Below are 18,184 nucleotides of genomic sequence, written 5' to 3'. Positions count from 1 at the left end.
TTGACAATGCGGCCGGAATAAGAAGTCTCGTTGCAGGAGCAATGCATCGCTGTCTCCATCATTGGATTGAAATCTATCGGCACTGCGTGGCGACGCTCAGTCCACCATCGCTGCCAGCGTATGCCGCTGCGCCGGGGCCTCGGCTGCCAGACGCCTTCCCATCATGTGATCGGCCGCACGTTCGGCCATCATGATGATCGGGGCATTGGTGGGCCCACGCACCACGCGAGGCATGGCGGAGCCATCCACGACCCGCAGGGCTTCCACGCCTCGCACGCGCAGATGGGTGTCAAGGACTGCCATGGGATCGCCCTGCGCGCCCATCCTGCAGGTGCCGACGGGATGGTGCAGGGTGATCGCGTTCCGGCGGATGAACGCGTCCACGTCGGCGTCGGTCCTGGTCTTCGGGCCAGGGGAGAGCTCCTCTGCGATGAAGTCCCGCATGCCAGCCTGCGCGCCGATTTCGCGCATGCGGTAGAACATTTCACGTACCGCCTTGCGGTCAGTCTCGGTAGCGAGGAAGTTCTGTTCGATGACCGCGGCTTGAGACGGATCGGCATTGCCCAGTCGAACCTGGCCCCTGCTTTGCGGCGTGAGGTAGATGCCCTTGATGGAAAAGGCATCGGTGTAGGGCTTCTTGAACGGTGCGAAGTAGGGGCCGGCGTTCATCGGGCCAGCGGCGAGAATAAGCTGTACGTCGGGGTGTTGCAGGTGGGGCTGGCTGCGTATCAGCCCCACCGCGGCCGCGGGAATCTTGCTGGAGAAGCCGCCGTTGCCAAAGAATGTCCGGATCAGATCCATGCCGATCCGGTCGGCGCGCATCATCCGGTGCAGGGGGCCAGGCTCCCGGCGGCGCCAGCGTATATCGAAGACGATATGGTCCTGAAGATTTTGGCCAACCCCAGGAAGATCGACGACCGTGCCAAGCCCGTGCCTGGCGAGCTCCTTGGCAGGCCCGATCCCGGAAAGCATCAAGAGCTGCGGTGAATTGATAACCCCGCCTGACAGGATCACCTCGCGGCGCGCATGCGCAAGAACCGTTTCTCCATTGTGCCGATACGCGACGCCGGTCGCCCTTGGGGTGCCAGATTCGTTCTGCAGGATGACCTTCTCGACCAGCGCATTGGTGACAAGCGTAACATTGCCTCGCGCGAGCGCAGGCCTGAGGTACGCTACCGCTGCACTGCAGCGCAGGCCATTACGGATCGTTGCCTGCATCGGCCCGAATCCTTCAACCGAGTCGCCGTTATAGTCATCGTTGGTCGGATAGCCGCAGGCGCGCGTTGCATGCAGGAAGCCGCCGATGAGCGGGTCGCGGTAGTCCATGCGAATCACGGTCAGCGGTCCGCTGCCGCCACGAAGCGCACTCTCGCCGCCTTCCCAGGACTCAGACCGTTTGAAATACGGCAATACGTCCTCGTATGACCAGCCGCTCAGGCCAAGCTCTCCAGCCCAGGCGTCATAGTCCTGGCGCGCGCCGCGGGCGTAGGCCATGCCGTTGATCGACGAAGAGCCCCCCACGACCTTGCCGCGGGCACACTCGATCCTGCGGCCATCCATGCCCAACTCGGGCTGCGTGAAGTAACCCCAGTCGAACAGCCGGTTCTTCAAGATCAGCCCCCATGTCAGCGGCACCTTGACGATGGGCGAGCGATCGTGCCCGCCGGCCTCCAGCACCAAAATGCGCAGGTTCGGATCGGCGCCGAGGCGGTATGCCAGCGCGCACCCTGCCGAGCCAGCTCCGACGATCACATAGTCGAACTCTTTACTTGCCATTGTCTCCTCCAACAATTGACGCCGGAATTGACCGGTCCGCCGGGCGGGCCTTGCGCCGTGCGGCAGGGTGGTCGGCGAGACCGCATGGCATCGATCGTCGCTTCCGGTGGCCAGCCTTCTGCTCGGCCGCCATGTTGTCTGATGGAGCCATTGTGCGTAAGCTGAACCATATCTTCCAATACGTCTTGCGAAGGCGTTCTATAGTCATTCGGCTATGAAAACGAGGGGACTATGCGTGGCTTCGACTCTTACCTCACATTCCAGAAGCTGGAGGTCTTTTGCACAGTGGTTGAACTTGGCAGCGTGACGCGTGCGGCGGACAGGCTATGCATTGCACAACCGGTCGTCACGGCACATTTGCGCAGCATGGAGGCGCGGCTGGGATATGCCCTGGTGGCACGATCCGGGCGGAATATTGCGCTGACCGATGCCGGGGAAAGGGTGTATCGCTGGGCGGCGGAAGTCATATCCAGGACGCGGGAGATCGAGCGCGAGCTTGCCGGCCTGGAAAAAGGAAGCGCCGGCAGTGCGGTGGTCGCGACATCCATGTCCGTGGGTTCGTATTCCCTGCCGCCGATCATCTCGGCATTTCACCGCGAGCATGCCGAGGGTCTGGTCACGGTCCAGATTTCCAATCCCCAGGCCGCGGTGGACGCCACCCGGATCGGAGGCTGTGATTTCGCGATGATCCTTCTCGCTTCGACCCACGACCTGGACGGCCTCAAGGCAATTCCGCTCTGGGAAGAAGACCTGTTGCTGGTCTGCGCACCGTCGAGCCAATGGGTGAGTGCGGCACCGCAGGACGTTGACCTGCTTGCCGTGCCGTTCATCAGTACCCCGAAGAATCTGGCTCGCCGGGAGCTGGAAGACATGCAGTTGCGCAAGTACGGGCTGGAGACACGCAAGGTCGTGATGGAGCTGGGCCATCCTGAAGCCATGAAGCACATGGTCCGCCAGGATATCGGCCTGAGCTTCATGCTTGCCTGTTCGGTTCGCGATGATGTCCGGCGAGGCGACCTGGTTGTTGTCGAGCGGCCGGACATGGAAATGAAGATTCCTGTGTACCTGGTGCACAGGGACGACAAACGCTTCTCCGCCTATCAGGCCGCTCTTGTGGAGTTTGTGCTGAAGGCTTCGCGGCGCTAAAAACGTGGACCGTTCATAGTCAATGGACTATGAATGGGTCCTTTGAGAGCTAATAGACCTATCACTCGGGCAGGCCTATGCTTCCGGGAACCCATCCCTCAAGGCGGTTCATCGCGCAGGCTGAAGGATGGCACCCATGTCTCTCAATGGAACCCAGCCAGAATATGTGCACCCATCATTTTGACGTCGCAGTTGCGGCGTACGCCGATGACGCGGCGATTGCCGGCGCCGCTGCCAGCCCCGCGCTCATCGATGACCTCGTTACCGCCAACCATATCCTCTTCGACCAGGGCATCGTCGACGCCTTTGGCCATGTCAGCGTCCGGCACGACCATGACCCCGAACGCTTCTTGCTGGCGAGGAATATGGCACCGGCCACGGTGACTGCTGATGACATCGTCGAGTTCATGCTGGACGGCACTCCCGTCAATGCCGCGGGTAGGGCGGTCTACCTGGAGCGGTTCATCCATGGCGAAATCTACAGGTCCCGGCCTGATGTCAAGGCTATCGTCCATAGCCATTCGCCCACAGTCCTGCCGTTCAGCGTCTCCAAAGGCACCAGGTTCAGGCCCGTCTGCCATATGAGCGGATTCCTTGGGGGCGGAACGCCTGTCTTCGAGATCCGGGAGGCTGCCGGGGATGGCACCGACCTGCTGATCCGCGACCGGAATCTTGGTGCCGCGCTGGCGCAAACGCTGGGCGAATCGTCGTTCGTCCTGATGCGGGGCCACGGCTCGACCGTGGTGGGCCCCTCGCTCAGGCATGCTGTATATCGCGCGGTCTACGCAGAAGTGAATGCCCGGCTGCAGGTTGAAGCCGTGCGCCTTGGCGAGGTGACATACCTGAGCGACAAGGAAGCCGAAGCCGCGCAACGGAACATCGAAACCCAGATCGACCGTCCATGGATGATGTGGAAGCGGCGCGTGCAATCGGGGCAGGCAAGCGCCGCCTGAGGGCTATCGGTACCAAGCATGCGGAGACAGGAAAATGAATGAACCATGGACCACGGGGCGGCAGCTCATAGATGGCGAACTGGTAGACAGCGAGAGTGGCAACTGGATCGATTCCGTCAATCCTGCCAACGAAGAAGTGATTGGCCGCGCCGCGGCCGGGACGCGCACGGACGTGGCCCGGGCCGTCGACGCGGCAAAGCGGGCATGGCCAGCCTGGGCCGAGCGTACCGGAGAAGAGCGCGGCGAGATTCTGCGCGTCTTCGGTGACCGCATCCTGGAGCGGGCCGAAGAACTGTCGCGCGTCGAGGTGCTGGATTCCGGCAATACCTATGGCCCGACCCTGGCGAGCATGCGGGAAACGGTCAGGAGCCTGCGCTACTACGCGGGTCTGGCCTATAGCCTTCATGGCGAGACCATACCCGCTACCAGCCGTCATCTGCACCTGACAGTGTATGAGCCATATGGCGTTGTCGGACGCATTGCCGCATACAACCATCCGGCGATGTTCTCTGCGGCGCGAACCGCGTCCGCACTGGTGGCGGGCAACACTGTCGTGGTCAAGCCGCCGGAAACCTCACCGTTGTCCGTGCTGTTGCTCGGCGAAATCGCGCGTGACGTATTCCCCAGAGGGGTCTTCAATATCGTGAACGGCACGGGCGCGGAAGTGGGCGATGCGCTGGTTCGTCATCCGGACGTGAAGCGCCTCGCCCTCATCGGCTCGGTTCCCACGGGCATGGCCATTCAGAGAAGCGCCGCCGAAACGGGCGTCAAGCATGTCTCGCTTGAACTCGGCGGCAAGAACCCGATGATCGTCTTCCCCGACACGGACCTTGACATGGCGGCCGCCAGCGCAGTGCAAGGTATGAACTTCGCGTGGCAGGGCCAGTCATGCGGCTCGAACTCCCGCCTGCTGATCCACGAGGACGTCTACGAGGCAGTGCTTGAGCGCGTCGTCGCGCTTGTCGCGGCGATACGCGTTGGTGATCCCATGTCGCCGGATACAGGTATGGGCCCCATCAATTCGCTGCGCAGCTATCAGCACGTCACCAGCTTCCTTGATCCCACGCAGACCCGTGGCGCGCGACTGATGACTGGAGGAAAGCGCCCCGCTGGTGATGCGTTCCGCAAGGGGTACTGGATTGAACCCACCGTGTTCGCGGATGTCACGGCATCGATGCGGTTATGGCGGGAAGAGGTGTTTGGCCCCATTCTCGCGGTCGCGAAGTGGCGCGACGTCGAAGAGATGGTGTCGATGGCCAATGACACCGAATATGGCCTTTCCGCGGCCATCTGGACCAATGACATCAAGCAGGCATTGAACACCGCGAAGCGAATCAGGGCGGGCAGCATTTTCCTCAACGGCAGCAATACCCATTTCCTGGGCGTGCCCTGGGGCGGATTCAAGAACAGCGGCATCGACAGGGAGGAGGGTATCGAGGAACTCTACAGCTACGTAGAGAAGAAGGTCATCAACATTCTCCTTTGACCCCGTGGCCGCTGGGGACGATAGCTCCCTCTGTTAAGGAGTGCTACCGCTACCACGCAAGATCCGCCCTGCGCCGGCCGCTTTGTGAGCAGGGCGGATCCCCGTCCCGGGGCTCCGGCGGAAGCTGCCAGTTCGCACCAACGTGATGGCGTGCCGAAGCTTTATCACAACCGACCAGGGAGCCTCGCAAGCGGCCGATTACCCCAACGGAAGGGGCTGCCTAGACGGGCGAACGAACAGAAGGCCGCGTACAACGCAGTGTCGCGACGACAAGCCGTTAAGGCGTCACCATATCCCTTTCGGCAAAGCCGCACTGTGCCGCGCCAGCGAAACACGCAGACGACCTTTCCAGCTTCGTTGCCTGCTGCTTCAGGCTCTCTGGCGCCGCCGCGCTTTGCTTGACCGCGCGGCGTGCACCAGAAAGGCGGGGATCGCCCGGGCGATGCGAAACCACCGATTTCAAACGCCCGTCTCCCCGCACCACTCCACCATGGCATCCCGAAAATCTTTCGCCAGTGGAGACAAATAGCCCGTGCTGCGCCAGCACACGGCCAGCTCATGCTGCCACGTCATGCCGGGTCCGTCGAGCGTGGCGAGGCCGTGGCCGTCGGCCTGCTTGAGAAAGCGCGGTGGCAGCAGCCCCAGCAGATCGGAGTGTCGCAGGAGCTCGGCGAAGGCGGTGGGCGACGTCGTGCTTTCCACGGCCACCAGGGGCGGGGGAAGTCCGAGGGACTGGAATCGCGCGTCAAATGTTTGCCTCAGGTAGAGCGAGCTTGCCGGCAGCGCCCAGCGCTCGTGGCTCAGGTCCGCCAGACGCCGCAACTTGTCGCGGCGCGGATGATCGGCCCGGGTCACGATATGCAGCGTGACCGGGCCGAGTGAGGTCCAGGAGATGCCGGGCGGCACGTCGACGGGCGTGGCGCCGCACACCAGGTCGACTTCGCCGCTTTGCAATGCACCCAGGAGCCGCGGGCTCAGGTGGGTTTCTATCGAAAAAGCGGCCAGCGGACGGCTGGCGAAGAACCGGGCCAGCAACGGTGACAGCAGGCTGGGGATCAGGTAGGGCAGCGTCGCCAGACGCACCTTGCCGGCGCGCGCCAGCCGTTGGTCGTTCAGCTCGCGTTCCATGTCCTCCAGGGCCAGCGTGACCTTCCGCGCGTGCGCGGCGAGTGTGGTGCCTGAGGGCGTCAAGGCAACTCCGCGCGCGGTGCGCTCGAACAGGATCATTCCTGACTCCTCCTCAAGCCGCGCCAAGACTTTGGACAACGCCGATTGCGAGACACCGCTGGCCGCGGCGGCCTGGTGGAGGCTGCGGTGGTCCGTCACGGTGAGGAAAAGCTTGAGGTCTTCGGTACGCATGCCACGCAGGGTCTAAAAGACACCATTGTATGGTGATTCCAATATGGAATCGCAATTTCATAATTTGGAATCGGTCTGGCGCCGGCCCGCCCATAGACTTGCTCCACCTGGCAAGAGACCCGGCCCCGAAAACCAAGGAGACTCCCAATGCCCCGCCAACCGCGCCAGCGCCGTCGCGCACTGCTAGCCGTCCTGCCCGCCGCTCTCGTCGCCGCAGCGCTCCACCTGTCGCCGGCCGCCCGCGCCGACACGTATCCATCCAGGCCGATCACGATGATCGTGCCGTTTCCCGCCGGTGGCCCCACCGATGCGCAGATTCGCGCCCTGTCGCTCGCCGCCGCGCGGGTGCTGGGACAACCCATCGTGGTGGAGAACCGCCCCGGCGTGAGCGGCACGCTCGGCCCCAGCGCCATGGCGCGCACCGCGGCCCGCGACGGCTACACGCTGGCGATGATCACACCCGCGCTGTTCCGCCTGCCTCACCTGCAGCCGGTGTCGTACGACGCGGTCAATGACTTCACCTACATCGTTGGCCTCACCAGCTATGTGCAGGGTGTATCGGTGGCGGCGGATTCACGCTGGAAGACGATGAGCGAACTCGTCGAGTACGCCAGGGCCAATCCGGGCAAGGTCAGCGTGGCTTCGGTAGGGACCGGTTCGCTGGGCCAGATCACCGTGGCACGACTGTCGCGCGCGGCCGGCATCAAGTTGAATTTCGTGCCATTCAAGGGCGGTGCGGAAGCCACCGTGGCGCTGCTCGGCGGCCACGTCGACGCCATGATCGAGGCAGGCTGGGGCGCCATGGCCGCGTCCGGCAAGCTGCGCCTGCTGGCCGTGGCCGAGCCGCAACGGCTCAAGGGCTGGCGCAACGTGCCAACCCTGCGCGAACTGGGCTACGACATCACCGTGCAATCCGAAATCGGCATCGCCGGCCCGCGTGGGCTGGATCCCAGAGTCGTTGCCGTGCTGCAGGACGCCTTCCGTACCGCGAGCGCCGATGCGGCTTACCAGCGCGCGCTGGACCTGGAATCCATGCCCAACCGCTTCATGGGCACAGCGGAATATCAGAAATACGCGGCGGAGCAGTTTGCGAGCGACAAGCGCAACATCGCCGAGCTGAACCTGAATCTGAACCAGAACTGACGGGAGCCTGCATGACCGCAATCCGGGGCGCTGGCACCCTCTCGCGCCATCCATCGATCTCCGACCTCGAATGGGAAACGCGCGTGGAACTGGCGGCGTTGTACCGCGCCGTCCATCTCTACGGCATGACCGACCTGATCTACAACCACATCACCGCGCGCGTGCCGGGCGAGCCGGACCATATCCTGATCAATCCCTACGGGCTGCTGTACAAGGAAGTCACGGCCTCCAGCCTCTACAAGATCCATTTGAACGGTGAGATTCTGTACCGCCCGGAAGACGACTTCGGTCTGAATCCCGCCGCCTACGTGATCCATACCGCCGTCCATGCCGCACGGCACGATGCCGCCTGCGTGTTGCACACCCACACCCGTGCCTCGTCCGCCGTGTCCGCCATGCGTTGCGGGCTGCTGCCGATCTCGCAGCATTCCCACATGTTCTACGGCCAGGTCGCCTATCACGATTTTTCCGGACCCGTGGTCGAGCTTGCCCAGCAAGAGGGGCTGGTCAAGGATCTCGGCACCCACAACGCCATGATCCTGCGCAACCACGGGTTGCTGGTGTGCGGCGCGACCATTGCCGAAGCCTTCTTCAACATCTACTGGCTCGAAAGTGCCTGTCGCATTCAGGTCGATGCCCTGGCCGCGGGCGACGTGATCCTCCCCAGTGATGCCTCGCTGCAAGCCAGCCAACAGGCGTTCGGACGGATCGCCATCCGGGGCCGGCGCGAATGGGCGGCCGTGATTCGCGAACTGGATCGGATCGACCCGTCGTACCGAACCTGAACTTCCCATTCCCAAACAATACAAGGAGACAAAGATGACCCAAGCCGCCCAGCCGGCCGTATCGCCCATCACCATCGACGTGCCCGCGCTAGGTGCCGACGTGCAGTGCCACGAACTGGCACCTGGCCGTCCCCCGCTGTTCATTGAACCCCGCGGCGCGGCCCTGCGCGATCGCGCACGCTTCCGCGAGTGGCTCGGCGCGGTGCGGCCCGTTCTCGATGACCTTGTCGTCGCCCATGGCGGCATTGTTCTGCGCGGCTTCCCGATCGCCGACACGGGCGATTTCGCCGATTTCATCGAAGGCTTTCCACCATTCGAAGGCGGCTACGCGGGCGGCCGCGCGCCGCGCGCGACGGTCAGCGGCAGGGTCATGGAAGCCACGCGCCTGTCGTCGGGGGTGCGGCTCGCTCTGCATTCGGAAATGGCCTATCGTCGGGACTACCCCGGTCGCGTGGCCTTCTTTTCGCGCAGGACGGCCCCTGTGGGCGGCGAGACGCTGATCGGCGACGTCAGGAATCTGATTGACGAGATGGATCCCGCGCTGGTGCGGCGGATCGAGGCGCTGGGCACCCGCACCGCGATCAATTTCGGCCCCAAGGCGACGGACCAGAGCGCATCGTATGGCCATATGGACCAGCGCGGCTGGAATCACTCGTTTGAAACCGACGACCCCGAGAAGGTCGAGACGCTCTGCACCGAGCGCGGACTGCAACCCATCTGGAACGCTGACGGCAGCCTGACAGTGCTGAATGTGCTCGATCCCTTTGTCCGCCATCCGCGCACGGGCAAGAAGCTCTATCGGTCGATCCTCCATATGAAGCCGCAGGCCGAGCAAGGTCTCGACATCGAGATCAGCAAGACGAAGAAGTACCCCACCGGCGCAACGCTGGGCGACGGCAATCGCCTGACTGCCGAGGAAATGGCGCATATCGACGCGCTATGCGACAAGGTGACCTACGCTTGGCCATGGCGCGACGGCGACGTGATGGTGCTTGACAACCTGCAGGTCTGGCATGGGCGCAATCCATATGAAGGAGAGCGCGACGTCCAGGTCGCGCTGCTTGCCTGAAAGGGCCAGGGGGTGCTGGTGAACGGCCATGCGTCACGGCCGCCCTGCGCGGCAAGCCCTCGCGCGAGGCTGCCGCGATCAGAGCGGCCGGATCGCAGAGCATCGTGCCTTTGCCAGGAAGGAAGCGTTGCGCCGCGCGTTTCGCTGATCCTGGTCTCGCATGCTGATTTCGCACCGCGCAATGTTGCCGAGATCCTGACGCTGGCACGCGCGAAGCCCGGTGCGCTGACCTTTGCCTCGTCCGGTGCCGGTAGCGTGATCCATCTTGCTGGCGAGCGATTTGGTGCCGATGCCAAGGTATCGCTGCGGCACATCCCTTACAAGGGCGGCGGCGCGGCGCTCAATGATGTGGTTTCCAAGCAGGCCGATTTGTACTTCGCCGCGAGCGCAAGAAGCGCACTGCCACTGATCAAAGCAGGCAAACTGAAGGCCTACGCGGTGACATCCACGGAGCGGTTGCCCGCGCTGCCTTCCGTACCCACGGTCGCGGACAGTGGTCTGCCGGGCTATGACGTGACGCTCTGGTATGGCATTGTCGGACCGAAGGGGATGCCGCCAGAAGGTCGTCAAACGACTCAACGAAGAAGTGAACCGCATCCTGGCGAAGCCAGAGACCGCGACCAAGTTTGAAACCGATGGTGCTGCCCCGGCAGGTGGAACGCCGCAGCAGTTCGCCGCCCTGATCAGCCGGGAAGTGAAGACCTGGAGCGGGATCGTAACCAAGCTCGGTATCAAGCCTGACTAATCGCAAGAAGGGATGGCCGCGTCCGACGCCAGCCCTATAACTGTCAGTCAGATTCCATATTGGAATTTGTGCGATGGCCTCGGTACAGTGGACTGGCCACGGAACAGCAGTTCGCTGTCCTTTCGTGAACACCGAGGAGACGAGGTCATGGCAAGCAGTACGGAAGAGCAAGCCCACGCAACATCCCATGCGGACATTACGTCGAGCGTAGTACGGAGATACGACGTGCCGCGCTCAGCATCGATTTCGATCGAGGTCTATGAGTTGGGTACCGGTCCGACTATTGTGTTGTTGCCTTCGCTCGGGCGCGGCGCTACCGACATGCTGGAACTGGCTGAACCGCTTTCGTCCGCCGGATACCGAGTTCTCTGCCCGGAGCCGCGAGGCAATGGCCGCAGCACGGGCCCGCTGGCTGACAAGACGCTGCATGATTGGGCTGAAGATATCGCGGCGGTCATCGAGCACGCAGGCCAGGCCCCAGTCGTGATCGTCGGGCACGCATGAACGCTTCGCTGAAGTCGCCCGAGGTGATCAAGGCCCTGCACGCACAAGGGGCTGAGCCGACCGGTGGCACACCAACTCAATATCGTGACCTGATCCACGGCGAGTATGTTCGCTGGACCAAGGTGGTCAAAGCCACGGGCGCGACCGCGAACTGATGGGCAACGGGTACGAGAGCACCATGTTGTCCACAAAGCCTGTGTGGGACTGCCACACGCATATTTACGGACCCTACGACCGGCACCCCTTGCCCCGTGGCGCCGTGTATGCACCCGAGCCGGCGCCATTCGGCGCCTTGCGCGCGATGCACCGGTCGCTTGGCATCACCCATGGCGTGATCGTGCAGGCGGCCTGCTATGGCAGCGACCATGGCGCGTTGTTGGATGCGCTCGAGTCCGCTCAGGGGACTTATCGCGGCATAGCCTTGATTGAGCCCGACACCGACGAGGCCCTGCTGGCGGGCATGGCTGCCAAAGGCGTGAGGGGTGTACGTATTGGCCTGATGAGTCATCTTGGCAATGCCTTCGATGCGGGCAGGATACGCGCGGTCATCGAGCGCATTCTGCCGTACGGTTGGCACGCACTGGTACATGGCACAGCCGGCGATGTCGTCCAGGCGGTGGAAGCCGTTGGCCATCTTGGCGCCACACTTGTCATCGATCATATGGCGCGGGTGGCCGTGAACGACCCTGGGGTGACGCTCCAGCTTGATCGTGTTTGTGCGCTGCTGCGCAATGAGTCGGTCTGGATCAAGGTATCCGGCGTAGATCGCCTTACCGCTGGAAATCTGGACGCCGAACAAGCTCGGCCCGTACTTGAACGCCTGCTTGCGGTGGCGCCAGATCGCGCGATCTGGGGCACGGACTGGCCGCATCCGAACCTGTCCTGTCCGGTGCCGGACGACCGCGCGCTGATGGGATGGCTGCAGTCGGCCGCGGGTGATGACTCGGTGCTGCATGCCGTACTGTCCGAAAACCCGTCTCGTCTTTACCTATAACCTTCCCGGCCAAACGATGAGAATCACGGAATCCACTCTTGCACCGGTCGACCCGGTGCGATATCCGGATGCGCGCGTCCAGGCACTGAGTCCGCGCTTCGACAAATACCACCTGCCTCTGGCTGCGATCGACCGCATCGCCACCGGCAGCCGCTGGAGCGAAGGGCCTGTCTGGTTCGGTGACGGCCGCTATCTGCTGTGGAGCGATATCCCGAACAACCGGATACTGCGGTGGGACGAAGAAAGCGGGCAGACCACGGTGTTCCGCAGTCCCTCCAATCATGCCAACGGCAATACCCGTGACCGGCAAGGGCGGCTGATTTCCTGCGAGCACGGTGGCCGGCGCGTCACGCGCACGGAGTACGACGGCAGCATCACGGTGTTGGCGGACAGCGTTGGCGGCAAGCCGTTGAACTCTCCCAACGACGTGGTCGTGAAGTCAGATGGCTCGATCTGGTTCACCGACCCCCCATTCGGCATCGCCGGCTATTACCAAGGCGAGAAGGCGCAGCCAGAACTGCCCGAGCGGATCTATCGCATCGATCCCGATACGAGTCGACTGGATGTGGTTGCCGACGGCGTCAGCGGTCCCAATGGCCTGGCCTTCTCCCCCGACGAAGAAGTGCTCTACGTGATCGAGTCACGCACCCGCCCGCGGCGGATTCGCGCCTTCCAGGTTAGTAACGGTGGCAAGGCGCTGGGCGAAAGTCGCGTGCTGGTAGATGCCGGCCCAGGGACCCCGGATGGCTTTCGTGTCGATGTCGACGGCAACCTGTGGTGCGGCTGGGGCATGGGTACGCCCGAGCTGGATGGCGTGAGAGTCTTCGCGCCGGATGGCGAGCCGATCGGGCATATCAGCTTACCCGAGCGATGCGCAAACCTGTGCTTCGGGGGGCGACACCGCAACCGGTTGTTCATGGCGTCGTGTACATCAATCTATGCGCTGTATGTCAATACGCAGGGCGCACCGGCCGGCTAAGGGCGGATATCCGCACAAGTGAGGAGTTGCAGTATGAGAAGGACTTTCCTGAAGGGATCGCTAGCAGCGCTGCTGGCGATGTCGTTCGGCCAGGCGGCCATCGCCAGCGACGTGGCGCGGATGGTGGTGGCATTCCCCGCCGGCGGGCCGGCCGATGCGCTGGCGCGTGCCATCTCCAGGCAGTTGGAGACGGAACTGAAACGCACCGTGATCATCGACAATCGGCCGGGTGCCAACGGCGCCATCGCAATCAGTGCCGTGACAAAAGGCCCGGCAGATGGCTCGGTGTTCTTCCTGACCAGCGCTGGAGCGATCGTTATCAACCCTTCACTGTATAAAAACCTGTCCTACCGTCCGGAGCGGGACCTGGTGCCGGTATCCATGGTGGTCACGACGCCCCAGGTGTTGGTGGTGCCTCTGCAGTCCAAGGTGAACTCCGCCAAGGAACTCGTGGCCCAGAGCCGCGCGGGCCGTTCGGTGTCGCTGGCATCGTCGGGGATCGGCAGTATGCCGCACATGGCGATCGAATTATTCAAGGCCTCGATCTCGGCGGAGTTCTTGCATGTGGCGTACAAGGGCGCAGCGCCGGCCATCACCGATACGATCGGGGGGCAGGTCGATGCATTCTTTGGCGATGCGTCGGGGCTTGTGCCGTTTATCGAGGGGAAAAAACTGAGGCCTGTGGCGGTGACCACGGCCAAGCGGCTACCTTACCTGCCGGACGTCCCGACGCTGGACGAAAGCGGCATCAGGGGCGTGTATGCCGAAAACTGGTACGGTCTGATGGTCCCCGCTGGCACACCTCCCAAGATCGTGCAGGAGCTGAATGGCGCTGTTCGAAGAACACTGGAAAACAAGGAGGTCAAGGCCAGTCTCGCGAAGATGGGATTGACGCCGGCGCCGTCCACCGCGGCAGAGTTCTCAGATCGGATCCGCGCGGACGGGGGAAAGTGGTCCAAGTTGATTGCGGAGCGGAACGTCAAGCCCGAGTAAGGTATTGGCCGGATCTTCCTGCGGCGTCTGGATAGAGTCCTCAATCTTCGGACTGGCATTCCGGGACCGGTCTGGAAAGGGCGTGGGCCCGGCAGAGTTTGTGCGCTCTGCCGGGCTTTTTTTCGTTCAGGTGCTTTGTCGATACATGCAAATTCCATACAGTGGAATTGCGGGGGTGAATGTCAACGTGACAAGGCCTAAGCTGTCTCCAACAAACAAGACGCACGCGGCGTAGTTTGGTGAATAAGCCGGCAGCGTTTCAATCCTTCCAGGAGACACTCCATGCATTCGATCCGTACCGGATTCGTCCGCCAGCTTGCCAAGGCTGCCATCCCCTTCATGATGGTCACCGCCGTGCCGCTCCCTGTACTGGCAGCTTTCCCCGACAAGCCGATTCGCCTGGTCGTGCCATTTGCCCCCGGTGGCGGCACCGACCTGGTGGCGCGGGCAATGGGCATCACCATGGGCGAGGATCTGGGCCAGCCCGTCATCGTCGACAACAAGCCCGGCGGCAGCACCATCATCGGGACCGATGCTGTGGCCAAGAGCGCGCCCGATGGCTACACGCTGGTCATGGCGACCATGGCCCACGCCGTTAACCCGAGCCTGCACAAGAAGCTGCCGTTCGATACCGACAAGGCCTTTTCGCCGGTCATGCTGGTAGGGCGCTCACCCAATGTTCTGGTAGTGAAGCCGGACAGCCCGATCAAGACCGTGCAGGACCTGATCGTCGCTGCCAAGGCCAAGCCGGGCAAGCTGAACTATGCATCGCAGGGCGCGGGTACCTCCGCGCACCTGGCAGGCGAACTGTTCAAGAAGCTGGCGAAGGTCGAGATCAACCACATTCCGTACCGTGGCGCTGGCCCGGCCATTACCGATCTGCTCGGCGGACAGGTCGACGTGATGTTCGCCACGGCGGCTGCGGTCGCGCCGCACCTGGAGAGCGGCAAGCTGCGCGCGGTGGCGGTCACGACCGCGCGGCGTTCACAGGCGCCCGCGCTGAGCAAGGTGCCGACGATCGCCGAAAGCGGCGTGCCCAACTACGTGGCCGATAGCTGGTATGGCCTGTTTGTGCCGGCAGGTACGCCGCCGGGGGTGATCACGCGCCTGAACGCGGCAGCGAAGAAAGCCGTGCATACCGAAGCATTTCGCAAGCGCGCCGAGCAAGAGGGCCTCGCCGTGAGTGGCAGCACGCCGGACGAATTTGGCCGCTACGTCAGGGCCGAGAGCCAGCGCTGGAGCAAGATCATCAAGGAAGCAAACATCACCGCCGACTGAGCGCAGCGCCAACGACAGAACACAACAGATACACAGGACCGGATCAATTCATGGACAACTATTCCCTGATCGAACTGAAGATCGAAGCGGGCATCGCGCTGCTCGCCTTCAACCGCCCCGACAAGCGCAATGCCATGAGTGATGACATGCGTACGGAATTCATCGATGCGCTGGAGCGCGTCGCGGCCGACAAGGCAATCCGCGCACTGGTGCTCACCGGCAACGGCAAGGGCTTCTGCGCCGGCGGCGACGTGGCCGGGATGCAGCGCCGCATGGAAGCGCCGCAGGGTGAGGTTGGCTTTAACGGGTGGAGCCGCCAGCAGCGGGTGCACCACACCGTCAAGTTGCTGCATACCATGCCGAAGCCCACGATTGCGGCGGTCAATGGCGCCGCGGCGGGCCTGGGTGCCGATACGGCGCTATGCTGCGATTTCGTCGTGGCCTCCGAATCGGCGTCGTTCTCGTGGTCGTATATCAACCGCGGGCTGATCCCGGATGGCGGCGGCATGTATTTCCTGCCGCGCCGCGTAGGCTTGTCGACTGCCAAGGAGCTGGTCTTCACCGGCCGAAAAGTCGAGGCGGAGGAAGCCAAGGCGTTGGGCATTGCCGACCGCCTGAGCAAGCCCGAAACGCTGATCGGCGATGCGCTGGCGTGGGCGGCAGAGCTGAGCCAGGGCTCGGCCACCGCCATCGCGCTGGGCAAGAGCATCATGAATCAGTCCTTCGAACTTCCCGCCGACCAGGTATTTGCGCAAGGCAGCCAGGCGCAGGGCATCTGCTACACCAGCACCGAGCATCGCGAGTCCGTGCTGGCTTTCCTTAATAAAGCCGCCAGCAAGGTCTGACACCATGAACGCCATCCAACGACTTGTCACGCCGCGCAGTGTCGCCGTGATCGGGGCTTCCGCCGACCCCGCCAAAACCGCCGGCCGTCCGGTGTCCTACTTGCGCAAGCACGGTTTCAGCGGGGCAATCTACCCCGTCAACCCCAAGGTCGAATCGATCGACGGCCTGCGTTGCTATCCCGACATCGCCTCGTTGCCGGAAGTACCGGATGTCGGCATCGTGCTGCTGGGCGCCGAGCGCGCCCACCTGGCGGTGCGCGACCTGGCTGCCCGTGGTGCAGGCGCTGCCATCGTGCTGGCCAGCGGCTATACCGAGACCGGCGCGGAGGGCGCCCGGCGCCAGGCCGAGCTGATTGAAGCAGCCGGCAGCATGCGCCTGCTGGGCCCGAACACCATCGGGCTGGTCAACCTGACCGACAATATTCCGTTGTCGGCCAGCGGCGCGCTGGCGATGGACCAGTTCCCCGCCGGCAGCATTGGCGTGGTATCGCAGAGCGGCGGTATCCTCGGCGCCCTCCTGTCACGCGCCGCGGCGCGGGGTATCGGCCTGAGCAAGCTGATTTCCACCAGCAATGAAGTCGATCTGGATCTGGCCGATTTTGTCGACTATCTGGCCGACGACGAGGCCACCCGCGTGATCGCGCTCTATGTCGAGAGCGTGCGCAACCCTGACACATTCCGCCGCGCCGCGCTGAAGGCGGCGCGCGCCGGCAAGCCGGTGGTGGCATTCAAGATTGGCCGCTCCGAGAGCGGGGCACGCGCCGCGGTCTCCCACACCGGCGCACTGGCCGGCGCCGACCGTATGTACGACGCACTGTTCGAGCAAGTCGGCGTGATCCGCGCGCAAACCTTCTCCGACTTGCTCGACATGCCTGCGGCACTGGCAACGGGCCGCAAGCTGCGCGGCAAGCGCATCGCCATCCTGACCTCGACCGGCGGCGCGGGTACGCTGGTTTCTGACAGCCTGGGCGTGGCCGGCTTCGAGACGCTTGCACCGGACGAAGAGACCGCGGCGAAGCTGCGGGCATTGCAGAAGGGTGACCATGCAGCGCTCGACCGTAACCCGATCGATGTGACCCTGGCCGGGCTGCAGCCCGACCTGCTGCGTGCCGCAATCCGCATCCTGCTGGAAAGTCCGAGCTATGACGCGGTATCGGTGATCGTGGGTTCGTCAAGCCTGGCAATGCCGGACCTGATGGCCGATGCGATCCATGACTGTCTGCCCGACAGCGACAAACCGGTGATCGCCTATGTCAGCCCACATGCGCCGGAAGTCGCATCGCTGCTCAGTCGCCGCGGCGTGCCGGCATTCTCGGCGCCAGAGGCATGCACGGTAGCATTCGATGCGATGCTCCGCGCGAGCGAAATCGGGGCGGACGAAGAAGTGGGGACTGCCTCGCTGCCGCCGCAGGATCTGCACCCCTTCGGTACCGGCCCGCTTGACGAAGCCGCGGCAAAGACGCTGTTCGCCGGCTTTGATGTGCCGGTTGCGAAAGAGATTGTGGTCACCAACGGCGATCAGGCACGGGCGGCCGCGGAGGGCTTCGGCGGCAATGTCGTGCTAAAGGTGCTATCGGCCGAAATCACGCACAAGAGCGATGTCGGCGGCGTGGCTGTCAATGTTTCAGCCGCCGAGGTGGCAGGACGACTCGCAAAGATGGCTTCGGACGTACAGTCCGCCACGGGAATCGTGCCTCAGCGTTACCTGGTGCAGGAGATGGTCAAGGGCGGAGTCGAGGTGATTCTCGGCATGCACCGGGATGCGCTTGGTACCGCCATCCTCCTTGGCATGGGTGGAGTCACCGCGGAACTCTTCAGTGATACCACGCTGCGGCTGTTGCCAACCGGCCATGGTCTGACGCGCCAGGCCGCACTGGAAATGATCCAGCGGCTGAAGACGGCTCCCCTGCTGCAGGGCTACCGCGGCCGGCCCAAGGCGGACGTAGATGCGCTGGCCGACGCCATTGTCGCATTCTCGCGGATGGTCGCCACGCTCGGCGACAGGCTGATTGAGGCCGAGATCAATCCTGTGTTCGTACTACCAGAAGGGCAGGGCGTCGTGGCCGCCGACGGCGTGGCGGTACTGGCCGACGGCGGCATTCGCTAATGAGGCAACGGCATGCGCGGTG

General features: G+C 63.6%; 17 protein-coding genes. 15 read left to right on the top strand and 2 right to left on the bottom strand.

Annotation, left to right across the window (positions count from 1 at the left end):
• Positions 1-96: 96 nt before the first annotated feature.
• The gene (locus tag J8I82_RS13755) at positions 97-1,776 is read right to left on the bottom strand and encodes a GMC family oxidoreductase (protein WP_209758241.1); all 1,680 of its coding nucleotides are present in this window, start codon (positions 1,774-1,776) and stop codon (positions 97-99) included.
• Between the two features lie 231 nt (positions 1,777-2,007).
• Between J8I82_RS13755 and J8I82_RS13750 the strand changes: the two genes are divergently transcribed.
• From J8I82_RS13750 to J8I82_RS13740, 3 genes are all read left to right on the top strand, one after another.
• Entirely contained in the window at positions 2,008-2,922 is a 915-nt protein-coding gene (locus J8I82_RS13750; protein WP_209758239.1) for a LysR family transcriptional regulator, read from the top strand.
• A gap of 77 nt (positions 2,923-2,999) precedes the next feature.
• Positions 3,000-3,875 (top strand): class II aldolase/adducin family protein, encoded by an 876-nt coding sequence (locus J8I82_RS13745; protein WP_245179721.1) that lies wholly within the window; start codon positions 3,000-3,002, stop codon positions 3,873-3,875.
• Between the two features lie 34 nt (positions 3,876-3,909).
• Positions 3,910-5,361 (top strand): aldehyde dehydrogenase family protein, encoded by a 1,452-nt coding sequence (locus tag J8I82_RS13740; RefSeq protein ID WP_209758237.1) that lies wholly within the window; start codon positions 3,910-3,912, stop codon positions 5,359-5,361.
• 459 nt (positions 5,362-5,820) lie between these two features.
• Here J8I82_RS13740 and J8I82_RS13735 read toward each other — a convergent pair whose 3' ends face one another.
• Positions 5,821-6,720, bottom strand: coding sequence for a LysR family transcriptional regulator (locus J8I82_RS13735; RefSeq protein WP_209758235.1), 900 nt, complete (start codon positions 6,718-6,720; stop codon positions 5,821-5,823).
• Positions 6,721-6,867: 147 nt separating this feature from the next.
• Between J8I82_RS13735 and J8I82_RS13730 the strand changes: the two genes are divergently transcribed.
• The 12 genes from J8I82_RS13730 to J8I82_RS13670 all read left to right on the top strand — a co-directional run bounded on the left by J8I82_RS13730 (position 6,868) and on the right by J8I82_RS13670 (position 18,162).
• A complete protein-coding gene (locus tag J8I82_RS13730; RefSeq protein WP_209758233.1) occupies positions 6,868-7,863 on the top strand; it encodes a tripartite tricarboxylate transporter substrate binding protein in 996 nt (331 codons plus the stop codon).
• A gap of 11 nt (positions 7,864-7,874) precedes the next feature.
• The gene (locus J8I82_RS13725) at positions 7,875-8,648 is read left to right on the top strand and encodes a class II aldolase/adducin family protein (RefSeq protein WP_209758230.1); all 774 of its coding nucleotides are present in this window, start codon (positions 7,875-7,877) and stop codon (positions 8,646-8,648) included.
• A 34-nt stretch (positions 8,649-8,682) separates the two neighbouring features.
• Complete coding sequence (locus J8I82_RS13720) at positions 8,683-9,717, top strand: TauD/TfdA family dioxygenase (RefSeq protein ID WP_209758228.1); 1,035 nt, start codon at positions 8,683-8,685, stop codon at positions 9,715-9,717.
• A gap of 18 nt (positions 9,718-9,735) precedes the next feature.
• Positions 9,736-10,347, top strand: coding sequence for a tripartite tricarboxylate transporter substrate-binding protein (locus tag J8I82_RS13715; protein WP_209758226.1), 612 nt, complete (start codon positions 9,736-9,738; stop codon positions 10,345-10,347).
• Between the two features lie 262 nt (positions 10,348-10,609).
• Entirely contained in the window at positions 10,610-10,966 is a 357-nt protein-coding gene (locus tag J8I82_RS13705) for an alpha/beta fold hydrolase (RefSeq protein ID WP_245179720.1), read from the top strand.
• Positions 10,963-11,121 (top strand): tripartite tricarboxylate transporter substrate-binding protein, encoded by a 159-nt coding sequence (locus J8I82_RS13700; protein ID WP_209758222.1) that lies wholly within the window; start codon positions 10,963-10,965, stop codon positions 11,119-11,121. Before J8I82_RS13705 ends, J8I82_RS13700 begins: the two co-directional genes overlap by 4 nt.
• 23 nt (positions 11,122-11,144) lie before the next feature.
• Positions 11,145-11,960: an amidohydrolase family protein gene (locus tag J8I82_RS13695; protein WP_209758220.1), complete on the top strand. Its 816-nt coding sequence runs from the start codon at positions 11,145-11,147 to the stop codon at positions 11,958-11,960.
• A gap of 16 nt (positions 11,961-11,976) precedes the next feature.
• Complete coding sequence (locus J8I82_RS13690; protein ID WP_209758350.1) at positions 11,977-12,939, top strand: SMP-30/gluconolactonase/LRE family protein; 963 nt, start codon at positions 11,977-11,979, stop codon at positions 12,937-12,939.
• A 33-nt stretch (positions 12,940-12,972) separates the two neighbouring features.
• A complete protein-coding gene (locus tag J8I82_RS13685) occupies positions 12,973-13,932 on the top strand; it encodes a Bug family tripartite tricarboxylate transporter substrate binding protein (RefSeq protein ID WP_245179719.1) in 960 nt (319 codons plus the stop codon).
• 282 nt (positions 13,933-14,214) lie between these two features.
• Positions 14,215-15,210: a tripartite tricarboxylate transporter substrate binding protein gene (locus J8I82_RS13680; RefSeq protein WP_209758218.1), complete on the top strand. Its 996-nt coding sequence runs from the start codon at positions 14,215-14,217 to the stop codon at positions 15,208-15,210.
• A gap of 50 nt (positions 15,211-15,260) precedes the next feature.
• On the top strand, positions 15,261-16,055 hold the full coding sequence (locus J8I82_RS13675) for an enoyl-CoA hydratase/isomerase family protein (RefSeq protein WP_209758216.1): 795 nt from the start codon (positions 15,261-15,263) through the stop codon (positions 16,053-16,055).
• 4 nt (positions 16,056-16,059) lie between these two features.
• Positions 16,060-18,162 carry an acetate--CoA ligase family protein gene (locus J8I82_RS13670; protein WP_209758214.1) on the top strand — a complete coding sequence of 701 codons (2,103 nt, stop codon included), beginning with the start codon at positions 16,060-16,062 and terminating at the stop codon, positions 18,160-18,162.
• The last annotated feature ends 22 nt before the right edge of the window (positions 18,163-18,184 follow it).

This window comes from Cupriavidus consociatus (genome assembly GCF_017814975.1).
Taxonomy (GTDB): Bacteria; Pseudomonadota; Gammaproteobacteria; order Burkholderiales; family Burkholderiaceae; genus Cupriavidus; species Cupriavidus consociatus.
The sequence above is the reverse complement of the archived record's forward strand: the minus strand, read 5'-3'. Positions and strand labels throughout refer to the sequence as shown.